The organism is Acinetobacter sp. ANC 4558 (genome assembly GCF_002135375.1).
Lineage (GTDB): Bacteria > Pseudomonadota > Gammaproteobacteria > Pseudomonadales > Moraxellaceae > Acinetobacter.
In genome coordinates this window covers 175601-196223 of record NZ_NEGH01000004.1, presented here as the reverse complement: position 1 = coordinate 196223, position 20623 = coordinate 175601, and the positions used below count along the sequence as shown (strand labels likewise).

Below are 20623 nucleotides of genomic sequence, written 5' to 3'. Positions count from 1 at the left end.
CTCCGTCGCTCGAACATTTCTCACAAGTTATAAAAATGATCTTTTCATGTAAAATGATCAATATACAAACTATTAACCTAATGGACACGAATCGTGAATAATTTACCCAACTTATCGGATTTAAAGGTTTTTTGTGTCATTGCTAAACGGAAAAGCTTTGTAGAATCAGCAGAAGAATTAGGTGTATCCCCTGCATATATTAGTAAACGAATTAATATTTTAGAAACAAGTTTAAATAGTAAATTATTTCATCGTAGCACTCGCCATGTCAGCCTCACTGAAGATGGCAAACTTATTCTTGAGCGTGTTGCAAATATTTTAGATGAATTCCATGAAATCAGTGAGCTCATTAATAACCCACAAAATGCTCCCGTAGGACACTTAGATATTATTAGTAGCTTTGGTTTTGGTCGCAAACACGTTGCACCTATTCTTTCTAAGCTCATTACCTTATATCCAAAACTGACGATTCACTTTGATACGATAGATAATACAAAAGACTTAATTGAACATAGTATTGACTTAGATATTCGTATTGGAAATGAAATTGCACCCAATATGATTGCAAAAAAACTCGCCTCAAATTTTCGGGTTTTCTGCGCTTCACCAAGCTATTTAATGAAAAATGGTATTCCTGAGCATATTGATGAATTACAACACCATGATTGCTTAACCATTAGTGAACGTGATCAGTCTTCTGTTTTACTCAAATTAAGACATTCATGTGAAGATGTTATTACACGTGTAACACCTCGCTTTGTATCGAATAATGGAGAGATTACCAATCAGTTGGCCATTGATGGACAAGGAATTATTCTACGTTCAATTTGGGATGTTGCCGATGAACTACTTTCAGGGCAGTTACAACATATTCTTCCTGGCTATTGGCAAGATGCTGATATTTGGGCAGTTTATCCATCTCGCTTAAAAAGCTCATCCAAATTACAAACATGTATTCTTTTTATTCAACAAGAGCTGATTGGTCGTTTAGCACATATTCAGAATTTACCTCGGGGGGAACTCATTCGACCTATTGAAAATTCACCCTCAAAAGAAAAGGTCTTTTTATAATTTACAAAAAATATTATTCACATTATATCGCGATATAAATCATTCAAAAAAAACCCGCTGATGATCAGCGGGCGAAGAGGAGCTCTAAATTTCAAAACAATATAATTTTAGAAATAGTAGCCTAAAGATAAGTAGAATAATTGATCCCAACGAGTATTTTCACCAGCCGCTAAGCCATTGGCGCTTCCTCCAGTAAATGGATCATTTTTACTCCAGATATATTCTCCTTGAATACCAATACTTTTATAGAAGAAATACACCCCTGCATTAATACGTGTAGAGTCTTTATAGCCTGCCTCATCTTTATAAAACTGACTATAAGAAAGATAAGGCTTAACACTCGTTAACTTATAAACAGGATTTTTTACGGCATAACTAATTTCGTTGACTAAAAATTTCCCTTTATTAGCCACTTGGTATGAATAATCAAAGGCACCCATTGTCGAATAATTTGGATGTCTATCATCACCATTATTAATATTCTGACCACCCGTTACAAATAACCATTGCCATGAATCCAGTTCAGTTAATGCAAAAACCGTCCATGCTTTACGATGTCCATCAACATCGGTTCTTTTATTGTCTAAATCAGAATACCAAAATGAACCCCCTATTTCAGATTTCAGCCCTAATTCTTTATTCAATTCAACTTTTTTTGATGCTCGACCAATCCACATATTTTTTTCCTTAATATGTGTACCAAATGTTGCATCATCAGCAGCGACAAAATTTCCAGAATAACGACTAGAATCCTTAGAAGTCCCTTTAAAATTTCCACCATCTCTAGCATAAAAACCGAGTGCAACATGGTAATCATCATTTTTAAAGCGATATTTAAGTCCTAAATTTTGAATATCTTCCACACCCACGGTATTTAGAATGGTTTCGTAATAGCTATTCCCCCATAAACGATCAATACCAAAATCTACATATTGCAAGCCCGCAGTTAATCTCTGCTCATCATTAAACTTATAACCCGCCCATGCATCTTTCAAAAAAACAGCATCGCATAATGAACTATATTGGTAACACCGCGTATCCATTGATGCGATCCAATTTGGATTTTCATAACTCAAGACGAGTTTAATATCCGCAAGCTTCCAATCGTTATTGGCTGATCCTTGATTGGCTTTATTAGAATAATTTTTATGCAAATAGCGTGTGCGAATTGCGCCTGTAAGCTTGACTTCGCCACTGTCTAATTGTGGATCACCTAAAGATAATTGTGCCGCGAAACTAGAGGAACTCATTAAAGTCGTCACTAACCCAATTGAGTATAGCCATGTTCTCATTCTTTGCATCCTTGACAAAAGAAACTCAAAAATGAAGAAAATCTCAACTTTAATCAATCGATCATCTATGAATTTAAGATTTACGAATCGTGTTTAATTTATTTTAAATAAGATGAATAAGGGTATTAATTGGATGTTATTTATACTAATCTTATGTGAAATATATAGTTTTATCGTCTAACTATATTTTCCTAAAATGTTGAGAGCCCTTTCAAAAAGAGCTCTAAAACATGTCTGATTTGTCTTAACTGAACAATCCAATTGTAAACTGAATGACAACTGCGTTTACAATATCAACAAAAAAAGCACCAGTTAAAGGGATAATTAAAAAGGCTTTATGTGATGGGCCATATGTATTGGTTACGGCTTGAATATTTGCAATTGCAGTTGGTGTTGCACCTAAATTCACACCACATTGACCTGCACATAATACAGCAGCATCATAACTTTTCCCCATGACACGGAATGTCACAAAGTATAAATATAAGGCCAACACTAAGGTTTGTACCAATAAGATAATGATTAAAGGACCTGCCAAGTCTGCCAATAACCAAAGTTGTAATGACATAAGCGCCATCGATAAAAATAATGCTAAAGAGGCATTACCAAAGACATCAATACAACGATCGAACATTTCAATTTTAAGACCATGCTCTAAGATATTTCGAAGAATAACACCACATGCTAAAGCCCATACAAAAGTGGGTAATTCAAACCATTGGCCATGAGCTATACTCGTCATAAAATATGCAAAACAAATGCAAAATGCGAACATTCCCATAGTTTTAACCGCATCATCTGCTGTGATTAAACGTGTTTTTTCTGGATATTCAAAAGGCGCTGTTTCAGCAGCTGGTGGCGCTTCACCACGTATACTGGATGGGGTAATCTCTTCTGCTAATTGATAACGGCGTATTAAGAACTTAGCAACAGGACCACCCATCATTCCCCCGATAACTAAACCAAAAGTTGCGCTGGCCATCCCCAATACAACTGCCCCTTGAATACCATGATTCTTTTCAAAAACAGCGCCCCAAGCCCCCGCAGTTCCATGACCACCAGTCAATGTAACCGAGCCAACAATTAACCCAATAAGTGGATCTAGACCAAGTATTTTTGCAAGACTAATTCCCACAATATTCTGTAAAAATACAAAGATAATGACACTGATGAGAAATAGAATTAATGCTTTTCCACCTTCTTTTAATTTAGCTAAACTCGCACTCAACCCTACCGATGTAAAAAACATCAACATAAAAATTTGCTGAATTTTAGCATCAAAAGAAATCGTAATATTAAACCCTATAAATAGGATATAAGTAGCTGCTGCTGCAATTAATCCCCCGACCACAGGTTCTGGAATATTATACTTTTTTAAGGGACTAATCTTATTGACAAAAAAATGACCTATAAATAAAACAATCACTGAAATAACGATCGTAGAAAAGACGTCTAATTCATAATTCATGGCACATCATTCATCGCTCAAAATCTATAACCATGAATTGTATCCTAAGCATGTGTCGCATTTATATTATTATGTACTATTCAATTTAAGAATTCTAAAAATAGCAGTGACTTAATTAACAATATTTTAAATAAATAATAAATTTATTTCATTATTTTTCATCTTCAATACTTTTAGTTTCACTCATCCAAGGTGATTTCCCATAAAATGATCCATTAAGCTGTGAATAATCTATTAATTTTTGTCTAAAATAATAAAAATACGCCATATCAACCTCACCAGGTTCAAGCCAAAACTTTTGTAATGGATACTGATTTGTTAAACCTGGAAGGTTATATATTGCATAACCTATTGTTTTCACTGGAATACCATGAAAAAGTGCTTGTAACCCTGTTGTACTATTTACAGTCACCATTCCCAAACTATGTTTCAATAAAGATGGGAAATGAATATCACAAAAATAATGGATTCTCCCTTCCAAATTAAATTTCATCATATATTCATGAATAAGCTTTGAATAATCTTTATAACCACGATCCATAGGATGGTGTTTCAACACTAAATGCTGATTCTTATTTGCATACTGGCCAAAACTTTCAATCACTTTTTCAATATAAAGTTCAACAGACTTTAAATGACTATGCGTCAGAATCTGAGAATCATTATGTACTTGTAGTGAAAATATAAAATATTGTTTTGAATATTGACGTAAAAAAAGTTTAAATCTTCTTTTTTCAAAAATTCGATTTCTTAAACGTCTATATGCAGATCGCCACCAATAATATAATTCTAATCGAGGTGCGATTTGACGATGGTGTTGATAATTCGGGTACTTTGAACTACGCATAACCCAAAACCAATAATATAAAATTGCACTTAATGTCATTAATGAAAAACGATTATTTACAGCTACAGCAGGTTGAATCACGCTTTTTGATTGATCTAAATACCCCACTGTAAAAGCATCATTGAAATTTGAATAAAAATTCACACCATCTTGTTCAAAGGTAATATAATTCGGGCGGATATAGCCTTCTTCAAATGCATAAAATTTTATCTGACACTGTTTAGAAACATTTTTTGCAATGACATGATAAAAACGGCAATCTCCAAAACAAACAATTGCGTCAATATTATATTCTTTAATAAAATGAGTTAACCAATTCTCAAAATTTTCTAATGTATCCGTATAATCAAAGGTATTTTTTATATTTTTAGAAAAAAAAGCATCTCCACCATTGAAGTCTAGTTTTAAACAATCAATTTTGTGTTGAACTAACCATTGTGAGAATTTTGAAAAGAAATTTCCCATTGGCCCCTGTAAAAGTAATACTCGCTTACAGCTGAGCAATCCTTTCAAATGTTTCGACACGTAGTTCTTACCTTAATCAACTTTTAAAATTTCTGAAAAAGCCAATGGCCTTCATTAAATATGATTTAGGGTGCTGAAAGTATCCCATCTTACTTAAATGCTCAATGACATTCTCTGGGTGTATTGTTGGTAATATGTTAATTTCTTTAAAATTGTATAAAGGATACTCTACTAAAGTACAAAAAATCAACTTTTCTAAAGAAATCAGCGTGCCTCGTCGTTCACATTGATATTCATCATAAGTTAATCCCCATCCAGCATAAAATGGCAAACCATAACAATAAACATTCAAACCTCGAATTAATGCTTCAAAACCACTCAATGAGGAAATGGTGTGTACATCATCGCAAATTTTAAAACATTCTAAAATAGAAACTTTAGTCTCGATATGATGACAATATTGATATGCAATATGTTCTGAAATAGCACCAACCCGTAGTCCCTCTACAACATCTGGGTGAGGTTTGTAGATAATATATGCCGTTGGATTTCTAGCTTTAACCGTCTTTAAAAGTGACAAATTTGTTTTTATTTCAATGCTACCGAGTTGAATCGACATATCATCTTCAACTTGTCCGATCACTAAAATTACGTTGTCATATCCCTGTGGTCGAACCAATTCTTGTTGAATACCCACATTATATTTTGTAATATGCAGCTCAATCAGCATTTGCGTTAATTCTAATACGCGTTGTTTTTCTTCAAGGCTCAATTCTGCTCTATATTTTAATAAATTTTCCAATCTTGATGGTCGAGTCGCATCATAATAAATTCCAATATCATCAAAAACCAATGAGCAAGGTCTCACTAGATTTGCACCTAATCCAATCGAACGTATAAAACCATCTTCAACTGTAATGACATATTGATAACCGCTTGCTCTTAAGCGCTGCGCTTTTTTCCCCCATGCCAAAACAATATCCGTTTTAGGTGGTTTAAAAAGTGAATAATAATTTATTTGTGTATCTGGGAAGTTCAGAAAATCTGAGATGAACTGTCGTTTCCAATGACTAAAACCATAAGCAGATAATTTTATCGGAATATATTTTTGTGCACGAATATTCGGTATAAAAAGGCTTAAGAGATCTTCTAGCTCACATTGTTGCTGTGTGACTGGATGTACATAACGTGCATACTTTAAATACGCGCAAGCAAACAAATGCAATAAGGAACGTTGCTTATTTCTACGCTCATTAACCAAATAAACTGGTGCATAACGATCATCTGTTAAGCCCCATCCGGCATACCAAGGCATACCAAAACAATAGACCTGCTTACCACACATCAAAGCCTCAAAGCCTAATTGAGAACTCACCACATAAACATGGGTAAACTGCCGTAATAATTCAATCGGATTATATTGTTGAGTTAAAACCCGAATTTGAGGGTGATTCAATTCTTTATGTGTAAAATGACCTTTTGATTTTTTTGCAAGTACATCAGGATGAACCTTTACCCAAATAATAGCATCTGGAAAATCGTGTTGCGCTTGCGCTAACATTTTCTTAAAAGTTAAAACATTTGCACCTGCATATTGAATTGATTGATCTCCATAAGTTTGATCTACAACTAAAATATGCTGCTGAGTAGGTGTAAATTTTTGGGGATCTAAAGGTATAAATTTTTGATTGTATTTTGTGATTCCATTTTTCAAAATGGTTTGAATATTTTGTTCTGCTCGTTGATTTAACTCAGAATTTTCTGCCAATAGAATTAGATTTTCTAAATCAGAGGGTTGTAAAGCATCAAAATAAATACCTGTTTCATCTAAAATCAGGGATAACGGTGTATAACCGTCTTTACCTAATCCTAAAGAGCGAATAAAACCATCTTCTAAGCATAAGAGATGCAGATGATGTTTTTTTGCATATGCTTTGGCTTTAAAAAAACTCTTTTTGCGCCCCCATCCCAGTATTAGATGCTCTTTCGTTAATTTAAAATGTTCATCCGTCTCTATATGGTCTAGAAACTGATCTAAAAAGCGTATTTTTCGTATTCCACGAGAAGTAAGATATTTCACACTTCACCAACACGTTTAATCATAAATTTTTGATAACTTTAACTGTTCATTTTGCATAGCGCATGGAATCTCAAATTGTGATTGATAGTCAGCCCCCCAAGGCATATAAGGAGTAATGCCAAGTTTAGTTTGCTGAATATGCCAATTTCTCCAAGCTTGCCAATAAGATAAACGTATAGGCGATATATGAGTCGCTAAATTTCCCGTATCTACTGATGTCATCAATGAATTCGTACGATGGGCCCCCAAAACTAAAGGGAGCTTTAAATAGGCAATGCACTTTTTTCCATAAACTAAACGTAATCGTTCAATAAACTCCGTATCGGCTGCAATTCTCACGCTATCCCATAATCCAACATCTTGAATAACTTGCTTCTTTCGAAATAAAGGCGAACTAGGATTAAACCGTTTAAATGGGAAATGCTGCTTAGCATAAAAATCCCCAGTTTCACCTAAACGAATCCATTGACATGTTGTTGCAATTAATTTTTTATCATCCAATAACGGCTGAACTTGTCGTGAAATTCGTTCTGGATGAGCCCAATCATCAGCGTCATGCGTCGTTAAATATTCGCCTAAGGCTTGCTGCGCGGCATAATTTTTTGCAACAAAAGGCCCCACATTACTTGACAAGAATATTCCTCTCACTTGGGAATACTGTTTTTCTAAGTCTCTAATTACAGTTGCAGTATTGTCTGTACTGGCATCATCAATAATTAAAATTTCTAAATTTTTATAATATTGATTAACCAAACTTTCAATACTGGTTCTGAGTAATCTTTCTACATTATAAGCAGGGACTAAAATTGAAACCAATGGTTTATTTAGCGCATCCGAAATGCCTGTACAATTTGATTTTAGATTATTAACTGTTAAATTCCCGCTTGGTTGTTGTAAAGCAATGGAACTTAACTCAAAACTATTTAAATAATCGTTTAAAATGACTAATTTTTCATTTTGACCATCTACACATATATTTGCATATAATAATCTTTCATCGTTATCGTACAATAATTTAGATTTATTCGTAGCTTCATCATACTTCTTTCTTGCAAATGCCTTTCCTTCAAGCAATAGGCATAATGAAAAATATAAAGGACTTTGATAACTTTGCGTTTTATGGATTAAATCATATGCACATTCTGGATAATAAGTTGCCAGATATGGAATTAATAACGCTATTCTTTTCGGGTATTTTTTTTGAATAATACTTAAAAAATCTAAAACACTGTCCCTCTTTCCAAGATATGAAGCAGAAACAGTTTTCGCAAATAGTGTTTCAAAATTATTGTTTTGAACTTGTATTGCAAAAGCTGCTTCATACATACCTAAACGGTAATATACCCATGCTAAATTTAAATAATAATCACTATCATCAATAGCACAAACTTCTATTAATCTCGACTGTTTGAGCAATAACTTTATTTTTAAAAAAATAATAGGATTCAATTACTAACCTTAACTATATTACGAGTCTCCACCAAAAAGATCACGGGTATAGACTTTTGTTGAAATAGAAGATAACTCGGACACCATTCTATTTGCAACAATTATGTCACAATTCTCGCTAAAATCTTTAAAATTGTTACATATTTTAAACTCATTATTATACATATCATCTTTAAATACAGGTTCATGAATAATAACTTCAATATCATTTGCTTTCAGCATATGCATAATATCTAAAATTGCCGCAGCTCTAAAATTATCAGAATCAGCTTTCATAATTAAACGATAAATACCAACACATTTAGGCTTAGACTTCATAATATCTTTAGCAATCACATGCTTACGAGTTACATTCGCATCTACAATCGCTTTAATAAGATTCTGAGGTACTTGCTTATAGTTTGCAAGAAGTTGCTTCGTATCCTTTGGTAAGCAGTAACCACCATAACCAAATGATGGATTATTATAGTGCTGCCCTATACGGGGATCTAAAGACACACCTTCAACAATCTGTTTACTATTTAACCCATAAACCATAGCATAATTATCCAACTCATTAAAAAATGCAACACGCATTGCCAAATAAGTATTTGAGAATAATTTTATTGCTTCTGCTTCTGTGCTGTCTGTTAATAGTACAGGCACATCTTGCTTATAAGATGCTTGCTCTAATAAAGTTGCAAATTTTTTAGCGCGCTCAGAAACTTCACCGACAATAATTCGCGATGGATATAAATTATCAAATAATGCTTTACCTTCTCTCAAAAACTCTGGAGAAAAAATAATATTATCTGTATTAAATTTAGTCCTTACCTCTTCTGTATATCCTACTGGAATTGTTGATTTAATAACAATTAAGGCGTCATGATTAATCCTTAATACTTGTTCAATCACTGCTTCAATCGAAGAAGTATCAAATGTATGCGTTTCAGAATCATAATTGGTTGGTGTTGCAACAATAACAATATCTGCATTTTTAAATGCAGACTCTAAATTAGCCGTTGCTGTTAAATTTAAATCTTTATTTTTTAAAAAATCTGTAATTTCTGCATCTACTATAGGCGATTTTTTTTGCTGAATCGCAGTAACTCTTTTTTCATCAATATCATAAGCTGTTACTTGATTATATTGAGCAAGTAAAACAGCATTAGATAACCCCACGTATCCTATTCCAGCAATCGTAATATTCAACATAACAATACTCTTTTTTACCTTATCTTTTAGTATAATTCTAACAAATATACTTTTATACATCTTATTAAAAATAATGTTATTAATATACTTTTTAATAACAATAATATAGTAAAAATTTATTTTCTAGGTCATATCTATAGAATTATCTAATACAATATGCGATACAATATAAATTCACCGAATAAAGAGACATAATGAAAACTTTTTCCATAAAAAGTGATGCATCTAAAAACAATTGAATAAATAGATAAATTTATTGAACTTATTTTTTAAAATTTTGATAAGAATAGTCACAATTTATTAATTGAAAAATACATTAGTTGCTTACATATTCATACTTTTATGATTAAATGAAATATATAGTGAAATCCTATTGGAAAAAGTAAATGAGTAAAAAAAATGCAGTCAATAAGCACCATCTGAAAAGTAATGCTCAAGACTCATTAAAAAAACATTCACATGATGATCTACAACTTGCGTTAGTAAACTTAAGTAAGATAAAAAGCTCTCAACAAACTATTGAAAATTTAACACTTCAAAAAATGCTTAATGTACAAGAACAACTTGGCAGATTTAAGTTAGAAAATCAATATCTTCAAGAAGAACTTGACAATATAAAGAAAAATCAAATTATCAGAAATAATACTCATAAATTAGATTTAAACCTAAATGCTAAAAATGATCGAGATACACTAAATCTTAAAAAATCATTAGATAGTGCTCTTTCTGATAATCAAAATTTAAAAAAACAAATAGAAGAATTTAAACAAAAAAATTTAGAATATAAAGATAATAGCAAATTAAAATTAGAAAATATAATTACTCGTCAAAACATGATGAAACTCCAAGAAACATTAGTAGAATATAATACTTACAATAAAAATTTACAGGACAAAGTGAATAGTTTAAAAAATACTCAAATCACTCATGAAAACTATAAAAAATTAGAGTCGGAAAATAATATTATTCATGAAAAATTAATCAACTCAAAAAATGAATTTGAGCATAAAAATAAAATTGCACTTACTACAATGTTTCTTACACAAGAAATGTTAAATTCATATGAAATAGAGAACAAAAACCTAAAAAAAGAAATTGAAAGTAATAAGTTAGTAAATGTTAGAAATAATCAATTAATGCTTGAAAATAAAAAATTGAAAGATCAAATTGCCGCATTAGAAAAAAATAAATTGAATGAGCAAAAGCTTCAACTATTAGAAAAGGAAAAAAAATTTACATTTCTTCAGCTATTAAATGTACAAGAAGAACTGAGTGAATCTAGAGTTGAAAATAACATATTAAAAAATAAAGTAAAAAAATTGACTACTCAGCAAAATACAATTAACTTAACAATTAACTCACAAAGCTCAGTAACTTCAAAAAATCCTGAAATATTGTTATTTGGTGCACCGAATAGAATTAAAAGTGAACTACCATATCAAATTGGTCAAACAATGATAGAAAAATCTAAAAATCTAAATGATTCTATAAAAATGCCATATATTATTTATAAAAAAATAAAAGAAGAGAGTCAAAAAGAAACTTCTAATTTACCTCCTATTTCTGAATATGCTGATATAAATGATGCTGAAAAAGTTAAAAGGCACCTGTCATATCGTTTAGGTAATACTGTCATAAACTCAATCAATAGCCCTAAAGAAACATTAAAACTTCCACTTAAAATTGGTATAGAAATATTAAAGTTTAAGTTGAAAAGTTAATGATTTATTAGGAAAATACTGCCATTAAAACCAACATTATATTTTTGTGAGTTATGAAATGACTACTGTAGTTAAAAACTATAATTCTTTCGGGGATATTTACAATCCAGAAGCAGCACTTAGTGTTTTTAAAAAAGCAAATCACTATTTTTCTAATAATGAGTTAAATAAAGCACAGTTTTTATATCAAGAAATTAGTAATATTAATGATCATGCAAATTTTAATCTTGGTTATATGTATATTCAAGAAAATGATTTAACAAAATTACGTTTTTTATACGAAAAATCAAGTAATAAAAGCAATCTTAGAAGCTTATTTGATTTTTTTAAAAAAAAGAATGAAAACAATATTATTCCACCAAAGGCCCCCCTAATTACGATTATATTATCAGTTACAAACAATGAAAAAAGCATTATAAAATGCTTGGAGAGCATAATAAAACAATCATATAGTTATTTAGAGGTTATTATTATTGGAAACTTTAATGACAATATATCAGAATTAATCAAAAGCCAAATAACTGTTAGAAATACTTCTATAAAATTTGACAACATAACAAATGGTATTACCTCACTAAGTGATCAGAAAAATAATGCTCTAGATATAGCTCAAGGATTTTATACTCTATTCTTAAATAGCAATGATTTTATAGCATCAGATTATATTAGTAATTTTATTAACGATATTAATAATTCCCCATTAGATATTATTCAAGCTAGTGGATTTCAAGTTATAAATTCAGATAAAAAATATCTTTTCAAAAATAGTAAAGCCCAATTTAATGATTTTCAACATCCTTTATTTCACTTCCATGAAAGTACTTTAATATCTGATAAGCTTTTTAGAACTAAATTCCTAAAAGATAATAATATCAAATTTTATGATCATAAATTAACACATGATCTTATTTTTACTAATCAAGCATATTATTATGCCGATCATATTATTTTATGTGAAAATAATGATGGTTATTTTTATAGTAATTATGAAAATCATCAAGTTCTAGAGAGTGGAAGAATTTATAATGAATCAGACTTATTAGCATATTCTTTCATTAAAAATTGGATCGATGAAAACAATATTGATAAAACCTATCAAGATATTATTCACTTTAAGATAGTGAGCAGTTACTTACCTTTTGTTCATCAAAAAAATAATTTAAATATCGAGTACAAAGAATTTTTAAACGCCATCGACATTGAAAAAATTAAAAATTTTTTCAATGTTATTGGAAGTAAGTATCGTAAATCAAACTTTTTAAACTCATTTGAATCAGATATTAAACCAATACTTACTCAACCTAAAGTATCCGTTATTATTCCAATTCATAATGTTGAAGATTATCTTAAAAATTGCTTGGATAGCGTAGTTAATCAAACCCTAAAAGATATTGAAATTATCTTAATAAATGATGGTTCTACGGATAATTCTTTAAATATTATTCATGAGTACCTAGTAAATGATAATCGAATTGTTCTAATCAATAATACTGAAGCAAGTGGCAACTCTGGTACACCAAGAAATCAGGGAATCTATAAAGCACGTGGTGAATATATTGCATTTGTCGACTCAGATGACTGGATTGAATTAAATATGTTCGAACGACTTTATGCTCGTGGTGTAAAATCAAACTCTGATATTGTTTGCAGTGGTGGTTTTTTCCGTGAAAACGCGGATGGCACAACAATTACTGAAAAAATCATCAATAGTAGATTTATTCCTACAGAATCCGAACGCTCTAAATTATTTTTAAGTAGTCATTTTCCAATTGTTTGGTATCGAATTTATAAAAGAGAAATGATATTAGATAATCATATTCTTTTTGGTGAAGTAAAAACATCTGCCGACTTGCCATTTGCCTTTAAATCTTTATTAAAAGCCAATCAAGTTGATAAAATTGAAGAAATTTTCTATCATTATCGTTTCGGTCGCCCAGGCTCAACTATTGAGCGTAGACAAGGTACAGGCGCATTTGAAATGTACAAATCTTATGACAATATTGTCGACTATTTGAAAAAACATAATTTATATGATGAATATATTACATTTGTTATGTATAAGGCTGTAGGTGATTATTTCTACAACTCAAAATTTATTAGCGACGATCTTAAAAATGATTTTAAAGAAAAATTAGCAAATTTAATTCAAGCTCATAAAATTAATAATTATGGTTTGTTTAGTGAAAATGCACGTAAGTTTTTAGATATATTAAAAACATTTAAAAACCCAACTCCTTCTAATCTTACACTAGATGAATCCAAACCTACAGTTTCAATTATTATTCCTTGTCATAATGTTGAAACTTACTTGTCCCGCTGTTTAGATAGTATTTTGAAACAACATTTACAAGATATTGAAATTATTATTATTAATGATGGTTCCACAGATGGTACTTTAGATATTATTAAACGATATTATTCAGAAAATCCATCTATCAAAGTTATTAACTGCAATATACCTAGTGGAAATGCGGGTACTCCAAGAAATATGGGAATGTGTATTGCAAAAGGTGAATATATTGGTTTTGTTGATGCTGATGATTGGGTTACTCCATCAATGTTTGAAAAGTTATATGAGTCAGCCAAAAATGAAAAAGCTGAAATTGCATCTCAAAGTGGATTTTTCCGTCATGATGGAAAAGTTGCTGATCCCCAAAAAATTAACTATATAGAAATTTCTAAATCTGAAAATAGAGAAAAAGCTTTTGAGAGTAGCTATTTTTCTAATATTTGGAATCGGATCTACAAAACAGAACTAATCAAAAATAATTGTATATATTTCCCTCGTATATATTTGGCAGAAGATATGAGTTTTTCTTTTGTTGCTCATGCTTTTGCTCAAAAAACTAAAAAAGTTAATGGATCTTGGTACTATTATAATTATAATCGTAAGGATTCAACGACAGAATTGCGAATGGGAAGAAAAGGCTTTGAAATTCTTCGTTCTTTTTATGATGTTTCAAAATATTTTAAATCTTTTAAAATCTATGACCAGTATGCAGCTCACTTAGTTTATAAAAAGATTAATTCATTGTGGTATACCTACGACCGTATGGAAAAAGATTTAAAAGATGAATTTCTAACTGAAATGAAATCATTATATCACGAAGCATTAAGCCCATATATTGACAAAACTCTTTTTACCGAAAATGAATTAAAAAAATTAAGTATATTAGATGCTTAATTTAATAGGTATTAATCATGGTGTTTTTGATAGTTCTGCTATCAAAAATGCCTAAACATATTTTCAGAATATACCCATGATTTGCTTAAATATTTTAATTTCCGATAATATGAATACTACAACAAAAGCAGAATTAAAAAAACTACTGCAAAATACAAAAAATATATATGGATAGTGTCAATTTTCTATTAAGAGAATTTCATTATCATTAGAAGGTAAACTACTATTAACTCTACTATCTAAGATACAAGCTTTAGTTTTAAACTTAGAAAATACTACTTTTTTATTATTAACATCCAATATCAAAACCATAAGAGCTTAATTTTTATATAGAAAGGTCTTTTTAAAACTCTTCCTCTAGAAAATTATTTTAACTACTTCCTTCAAGATATATTCCTGAAAACTTAGTCACTCAAGGGGATTTTTTTCTGAACATATAACTCATACACCTTCATTCTCTGCTCAATTAGTTGAGCATACCTTATTTCGAAAGTTCTTTTTTTCTAAAAATAAATATAATGTCGAGAATATTATTAACAACAAAGTAAATGCCATTAAATTTGCGAATATTCATGAAATTCCAGTGCCCATAATTTATCAAAATCATATAAATAAAAATAATTTTGAAAGGAATAATATCGTTATTAAACCAATGGATGAACATACTTCTAAAAATGTATATATTATTCATAATAATTTAATTACCTCTATTGAAAACTGAAAAAAATTTCTAAAAATGAACTAAAAACATAAATTGAAACTTTTCCATATACAGAATGGATGGTTGAACAATATATACCTGGCAATACAAATCAATTGATTCCTTATGATATAAAAGCTTTTTGTTTCTATGGAGTTATTAAACTTATATTAATAATAGATAAAAATGGAGCTAAAATAAAATATGAATGGCTAGATGAAAATTTTGCAAGAATTGATACTGGTCGATTCAAAGAATCATTATTTCAAAGTAATTTCAAAAATATGACTTTAATAGCTTATGCAAAAAACTAAGCTTAAATATTCCAACTCCATTTTTAATAATTGACTTTTTAGCCTCTCAGGATAGTATTTATTTTGGTGAAATAACTCCTAGACCAGGTCATTTCCATGAATTTAACTCCAATGTTGACTCTCTCTTAGGCAATAGTTTTATTGCTGCACGTACTAGATTAATAAGCGATCTAATGGAAGGAAAAAAATTCGAAACTTTTAATGAGCTTCGATTTGGAAAATAATTTTCATCATTAAAGCAAAAGCTAGAGTTACTTCTAGCTTTTGCTTATTCTTATAAATCTAAAGCAACTTTCGCCATAATCGCCAAATGGTAAAGAACTTGTGTAATTCCACGAGTCACTTCAATCGACTTCGTCTGTACCTTAGGCAATACTAAAATTTCATCCCCTTGTTTAATTTTCGTATTTTTAGATACTAGTTCTGTCTTACCATTTTGGCTCATGACAATCACTTTAGATGTATTTGATTTTTGACTAAACCCACCCACTTGCTCTATATAATCAATCGCTTTTTGATTATTTTTAAATTCAACCCCATTAGGAAATGAAACTTCACCATGAACCATCACCACTGAAGTCTTCTCTGGAATTTTTAGAACATCACCTTGTTCCAAAATCACATCATTATACGTTTTTGGGTCAAGTACAACTTGACCACTTGGCTGCACTTTTCTCGCCTTCGCAATAAATTGCTTAACTAATTCAGCATCTTTAGATCGTAAATTGGCTTCTTCTTGGGTACTTGAACGTGCATTAAATGTGGCATCTTCTAATTTATCTAAAGAGACATTTAACATCTCTTTTTGTCGTGCAGCCACTGAAGGTCGATATAGTTGCAATGAGTCCATTTCTGCTAATTGATTTGGATTAAGCTGTGCTAAAACCTCTGAAAGTTTAGAACCATAAGGTAATACTACTGCATGTGCACCATTATGCGCACCTTCGACTCGCACTTGAATTGTTCCTGCATAACGATCTGCAGTTACCGTGACCAAATCTCCATCTTCAACAGAAATTTGATTTGCTTGTTTTAAATCATAATATTCACTACGATATTCTGAGCCTTGTCGACGCTGAATACTGACATTTGTCGCACCAGGTTTTAGTTTTGCATATGCAAGTGCTTGCCCTAAAGATATTCTCGGTTGATCAAATTCAAAGTCATTCTGATTATATACTTCACCTGAGACATTAAAGGTATGTGTGCGTTGCCCAACAACAACGACATCACCATCTTTAAAAGATAATGGATTTAAATGCCCATTTAACAAAAAATCATATAAATCGACATGCTGAATTGGCTGCCCATTTCTCATTACTTTAATATTAATATAACTACCACGGTCTGGATCTACACCGCCAGCTCGATCTAAATATGCAATAACACTATCATTTGCGACACCACCATAGTTACCAGGTTGATTTACAAAACCAGTTACTAAAACTTTAACAGGTTGTGCTTGCTCTAATGCGGCATACACCCCTACATTAGATGCATAAATACGACGTACATTTGATTCTACAACGGATTGTAAACTACCATTATTTATTCCAGCGACTCTCACTGGCCCCACATTAGGAATAAAAATATTTCCTTGTGGATCAACTTTTTGAGAACCTGCAAATTGATACGCTCCCCATAAGCGTAAATTGATGCTATCACCAGGATTAATTTTATAATTACTGTTAAACGTGGAACCTACTGTTGAAGCAAAAGCACCTTTAAACAATTGCGAACCAAACATTTGATTATTATTTGGATATTTTAAAGAGTTACTTGGAGAAAGTTCTACAGTAGATTCATTATTCAAAATTTGATTATCAGATGAAGATGTATTTATATGACCACCAATACTCGATAATTCTGGTGGCAATATACTTTGATCAGCTGCATACGTAGCCGTAGCACATGCGAATGATAAAACTGATAATAAAGCAATTTTTTTCATAACTTATTCTCTGTGCTCACGAATAATTGACTGGATAAGTAAACCTATACCAAAAATAATATTTAATAAAACTAATGAAGTAAGAATAATATAAATTTTACGTGGATATTGTGCATCTTGGGCAAGTAAAGGTTGAGCAATAATCACTAATTTTTTCAATTTTTTAGATGCTTCTAGTCTTGCTTTTTCAAGTGAACCAAGTGAAATTTTATATAAATCAGATGCAAATCCGACTTGTGCCTTCAATGCCTCGAAATCTGCAACATTTTTATTTAATTTTAGATTAGTTGGAGATGTTAATTTTGTACTTTCATTTTTAATTTGTTGTTCCACGGACTCTATTTGACTTTTCAAAGCAATAACTTGGGGAGCATCTGGCGTTAAATAACTCAGTAATGTTCGTTCCTCAGTTTTAAGCTGCGCTAAATTTGACTGCAACCCTGAAATTAGTGCTGCAACTGCTTGAGCTTGTAACTCTGGATCAAAAATTTCATTTTCATTTTGATAGGTTAAAACAGCTTGTCTCGCCTGCTCTAATTGTTTACTTGCTTCATTGAATTGTTGTTCAGCAAAGGTTTGCTGCTCTTGAGCAATATTTTTTGAAACTTGGTTAATAAATTCATCACTTTGTTTTAAAATTTCTTGATTAAGTTTGAGTGAAAACTCTGGTGAAAATGCCTGATTACTCACCTTTAACATCATGCTTTGTTCATCCAATTCAACTTTAACCATTTTATTATAATATGCAACTAAGTCTTCAACAGATGCATCTTTCGCTAATGCAAATACTGGATCTTTAACTGAAGAAAACTCTTCTCTTAAATTTAACTTTTTATTTAATTTAGCAACCATATCTCGAGATGCGATATATTCTTTTAAAATTTGAGAGTCTTCTCTACTCGTACTCGAAACGCCAAATAAAGCCCCTAAGCCCGAAGCATCTGAAACTTGTGTATCTGCAACTTGCTTAACTAAAACCAGCGATGCTGACTGATAACGGTCTTTTGCATAAGCAAGTAAATAGAGCGTAATAATAGATACTGGTATTAACACACAGCAAATATATGCAATCCAAAGTGACTTTCTAGTTTTATTTTGCATGTGCTTTATATACCTCTATCGCATTTTGAATATCATCAAAATATTCCGCTTTTCCATCTCGTACCCAAAAAGCCACATCACAGTTATTGGTTAGGTCTTTTAAATCATGTGAAACCATAATGATATTTGATCTTTCTTTTAACTCATTTAATAAGTTTTGACTTTTTTTCTTAAAAGATGCATCCCCTACAGCCCCAACTTCATCTAATAAATAGTAATCAAAATTAAATGCCATACTTAAACCAAACCCAATGCGACTACGCATACCGCTGGAGTAGCTTTTCATCGGCATATCAAAATATTTACCAATCTCAGCAAACTCTCTAACAAAATTTACGACATACTCGACTTCTTCATCTGTACTCACATATAGGCGTGCAACAAAACGACAATTCTGACGAGCGCTTAAACTTCCTTGAAAGCCTCCAGACAATGCTACTGGCCACGAAATGGATTTATCAGTAATAACCTGCCCCGAATCTGGATAATCAATACCCCCAATAATTCGAAGTAATGTACTTTTACCAGCACCATTTTTGCCCAGTAAAGCAATACTTTTATTTTCTGGCAAAATTGCATTTAAATTTTTAAACACAAAATGACGCCCTTTAGGAGTCACATACGATTTTGTAAGTGCTCTTAGCTCAATCATTTTGAACTCACCATACGTTTTTCAAAACGCTTATATAAAAGTAATCCAATAAATAAAGTTCCAATCAACCACTCCATAAAGTAGGTTAAACTAATACCAGGAACTAACGCATAGGTAGGTGAAACAGCATGACGCATATTTTCAAAAATATGAATTAAAGGATTCCAAAGTAAATATTCACGATATTGTGGTGGAATAATATGTATGGAATAAATAATTCCTGATAGTAAATATAATAGTATAAAAACGACGGATAAAAATTTCTGTATTTCTTGAGAGAAGTCTGCAATGACCATAAATACTAAACTACATGCAAACATAAATAAGAACAATAATCCCCAATAACCTATAATCTGTGGAATAGACTCAAAACTAATATGATAACCAAACCAAATTAAAGCAGCGCTAAAACTTGAATAAGCAATGAACTTCAAAATAAGCTCTAAAAAATTTCGTGCAATTACAGCATCAATCGGTTTAACTGGTTTATAGCTAAATAACCCTTTATTTGCTTGCACCGCACCCATTGATTGTTTGACACCTGTACGAAACATAAAAAATGGAATGATACCATTCACTAAAAAAACAACAAAATCTATACCAGGTGCAACCCTTTCTCGAATCGTACCAAAAATAAGTACCATTATTCCGATAGAAAGCATTGGCTCTAAAAATACCCAAAAATAGCCAAGCCGATAACGACCAAATCGTGTTTGCACTTCTCGAAACAACAAAGCACGTATTGAAGCGAGCATTACCTTCAAACCACTTCGTGGTTGAAGTCTAGGAAGCTTCTTTAAGGTCATCGAATTAGCGTGTTCTTTCATGTTGGAATTAGTCGTTGCTTATTTCTAGCATTATTCACATAATTACCTGCAATAATAACGGCTAAAAATATATTAATAAAGACATATATTTCCAGCATATAAAATATTCACTTACTTTATGTGACATTACTTAGTCTTACCCATTCTCATCATATATTTATGAAGTTTAATGATTAACATAAGATTAAAATATGCACAATAATTCAGTATTTTTAAATCATTCGTCTATCTAACTCTTACGAGACTGTGTATAACAATGAGTCATGAAATGATGCCAATAATCGTAGGCAAATATTTTTAAAACACG

General features: G+C 31.1%; 15 protein-coding genes. 5 read left to right on the top strand and 10 right to left on the bottom strand.

Annotated elements, in window-relative coordinates:
• The first annotated feature begins 93 nt into the window (after positions 1–93).
• Positions 94–1071 carry a LysR family transcriptional regulator gene (locus B9T31_RS06965; protein WP_086181235.1) on the top strand — a complete coding sequence of 326 codons (978 nt, stop codon included), beginning with the start codon at positions 94–96 and terminating at the stop codon, positions 1069–1071.
• Between the two features lie 107 nt (positions 1072–1178).
• Here the strand turns inward: B9T31_RS06965 and B9T31_RS06960 are convergent, their stop codons facing one another.
• From B9T31_RS06960 to B9T31_RS06935, 6 genes are all read right to left on the bottom strand, one after another.
• A complete protein-coding gene (locus B9T31_RS06960) occupies positions 1179–2363 on the bottom strand; it encodes a porin (protein WP_086181234.1) in 1185 nt (394 codons plus the stop codon).
• A gap of 244 nt (positions 2364–2607) precedes the next feature.
• Complete coding sequence (gene gltS / locus B9T31_RS06955; protein ID WP_086181233.1) at positions 2608–3831, bottom strand: sodium/glutamate symporter; 1224 nt, start codon at positions 3829–3831, stop codon at positions 2608–2610.
• A 151-nt stretch (positions 3832–3982) separates the two neighbouring features.
• Positions 3983–5203: a capsule biosynthesis protein gene (locus B9T31_RS06950; protein ID WP_086181232.1), complete on the bottom strand. Its 1221-nt coding sequence runs from the start codon at positions 5201–5203 to the stop codon at positions 3983–3985.
• Positions 5204–5219: 16 nt separating this feature from the next.
• Positions 5220–7223, bottom strand: coding sequence for a capsular polysaccharide biosynthesis protein (locus tag B9T31_RS06945; RefSeq protein ID WP_086181231.1), 2004 nt, complete (start codon positions 7221–7223; stop codon positions 5220–5222).
• A 15-nt stretch (positions 7224–7238) separates the two neighbouring features.
• The gene (locus B9T31_RS06940; protein WP_086181230.1) at positions 7239–8672 is read right to left on the bottom strand and encodes a glycosyltransferase family 2 protein; all 1434 of its coding nucleotides are present in this window, start codon (positions 8670–8672) and stop codon (positions 7239–7241) included.
• Positions 8673–8690: 18 nt separating this feature from the next.
• A complete protein-coding gene (locus B9T31_RS06935) occupies positions 8691–9863 on the bottom strand; it encodes a nucleotide sugar dehydrogenase (protein WP_086181319.1) in 1173 nt (390 codons plus the stop codon).
• A gap of 389 nt (positions 9864–10252) precedes the next feature.
• Here B9T31_RS06935 and B9T31_RS06930 point away from each other — a divergent pair, with 389 nt between their 5' ends.
• The 4 genes from B9T31_RS06930 (at position 10253) to B9T31_RS18230 (ending at position 16009) form a co-directional block, all read left to right on the top strand.
• The gene (locus tag B9T31_RS06930) at positions 10253–11587 is read left to right on the top strand and encodes a hypothetical protein (protein WP_086181229.1); all 1335 of its coding nucleotides are present in this window, start codon (positions 10253–10255) and stop codon (positions 11585–11587) included.
• A 58-nt stretch (positions 11588–11645) separates the two neighbouring features.
• Positions 11646–14771: a glycosyltransferase family 2 protein gene (locus B9T31_RS06925; protein WP_086181228.1), complete on the top strand. Its 3126-nt coding sequence runs from the start codon at positions 11646–11648 to the stop codon at positions 14769–14771.
• Between the two features lie 780 nt (positions 14772–15551).
• Entirely contained in the window at positions 15552–15785 is a 234-nt protein-coding gene (locus B9T31_RS06920; protein WP_086181227.1) for a hypothetical protein, read from the top strand.
• Between the two features lie 8 nt (positions 15786–15793).
• Entirely contained in the window at positions 15794–16009 is a 216-nt protein-coding gene (locus B9T31_RS18230; protein WP_086181318.1) for an ATP-grasp fold amidoligase family protein, read from the top strand.
• Between the two features lie 50 nt (positions 16010–16059).
• Here the strand turns inward: B9T31_RS18230 and B9T31_RS06910 are convergent, their stop codons facing one another.
• The 4 genes from B9T31_RS06910 to B9T31_RS06895 are packed head-to-tail and all read right to left on the bottom strand — an operon-like array spanning position 16060 to position 20316.
• Positions 16060–17736 carry a polysaccharide biosynthesis/export family protein gene (locus B9T31_RS06910; protein WP_086181226.1) on the bottom strand — a complete coding sequence of 559 codons (1677 nt, stop codon included), beginning with the start codon at positions 17734–17736 and terminating at the stop codon, positions 16060–16062.
• 3 nt (positions 17737–17739) lie between these two features.
• A complete protein-coding gene (locus B9T31_RS06905; RefSeq protein ID WP_086181225.1) occupies positions 17740–18837 on the bottom strand; it encodes a capsule biosynthesis protein in 1098 nt (365 codons plus the stop codon).
• Positions 18827–19489, bottom strand: a complete 663-nt coding sequence (locus B9T31_RS06900; protein WP_086181224.1) for an ABC transporter ATP-binding protein — start codon at positions 19487–19489, stop codon at positions 18827–18829. Before B9T31_RS06900 ends, B9T31_RS06905 begins: the two co-directional genes overlap by 11 nt.
• Positions 19486–20316 carry an ABC transporter permease gene (locus tag B9T31_RS06895; RefSeq protein ID WP_086181223.1) on the bottom strand — a complete coding sequence of 277 codons (831 nt, stop codon included), beginning with the start codon at positions 20314–20316 and terminating at the stop codon, positions 19486–19488. Before B9T31_RS06895 ends, B9T31_RS06900 begins: the two co-directional genes overlap by 4 nt.
• Positions 20317–20623: the final 307 nt, after the last annotated feature.

What these genes read in the sequence shown, in the direction of transcription:
- B9T31_RS06910 (WP_086181226.1), bottom strand. Translation starts at nt 17,736, where the DNA reads ATGAAAAAAATTGCTTTATTATCAGTTTTATCATTCGCATGTGCTACG.
- B9T31_RS06960 (WP_086181234.1), bottom strand. Translation starts at nt 2,363, where the DNA reads ATGAGAACATGGCTATACTCAATTGGGTTAGTGACGACTTTAATGAGT.
- B9T31_RS06900 (WP_086181224.1), bottom strand. Translation starts at nt 19,489, where the DNA reads ATGATTGAGCTAAGAGCACTTACAAAATCGTATGTGACTCCTAAAGGG.
- B9T31_RS06905 (WP_086181225.1), bottom strand. Translation starts at nt 18,837, where the DNA reads ATGCAAAATAAAACTAGAAAGTCACTTTGGATTGCATATATTTGCTGT.
- B9T31_RS06920 (WP_086181227.1), top strand. Translation starts at nt 15,552, where the DNA reads ATGGTTGAACAATATATACCTGGCAATACAAATCAATTGATTCCTTAT.
- B9T31_RS06925 (WP_086181228.1), top strand. Translation starts at nt 11,646, where the DNA reads ATGACTACTGTAGTTAAAAACTATAATTCTTTCGGGGATATTTACAAT.
- gltS (WP_086181233.1), bottom strand. Translation starts at nt 3,831, where the DNA reads ATGAATTATGAATTAGACGTCTTTTCTACGATCGTTATTTCAGTGATT.
- B9T31_RS06895 (WP_086181223.1), bottom strand. Translation starts at nt 20,316, where the DNA reads ATGAAAGAACACGCTAATTCGATGACCTTAAAGAAGCTTCCTAGACTT.
- B9T31_RS06930 (WP_086181229.1), top strand. Translation starts at nt 10,253, where the DNA reads ATGAGTAAAAAAAATGCAGTCAATAAGCACCATCTGAAAAGTAATGCT.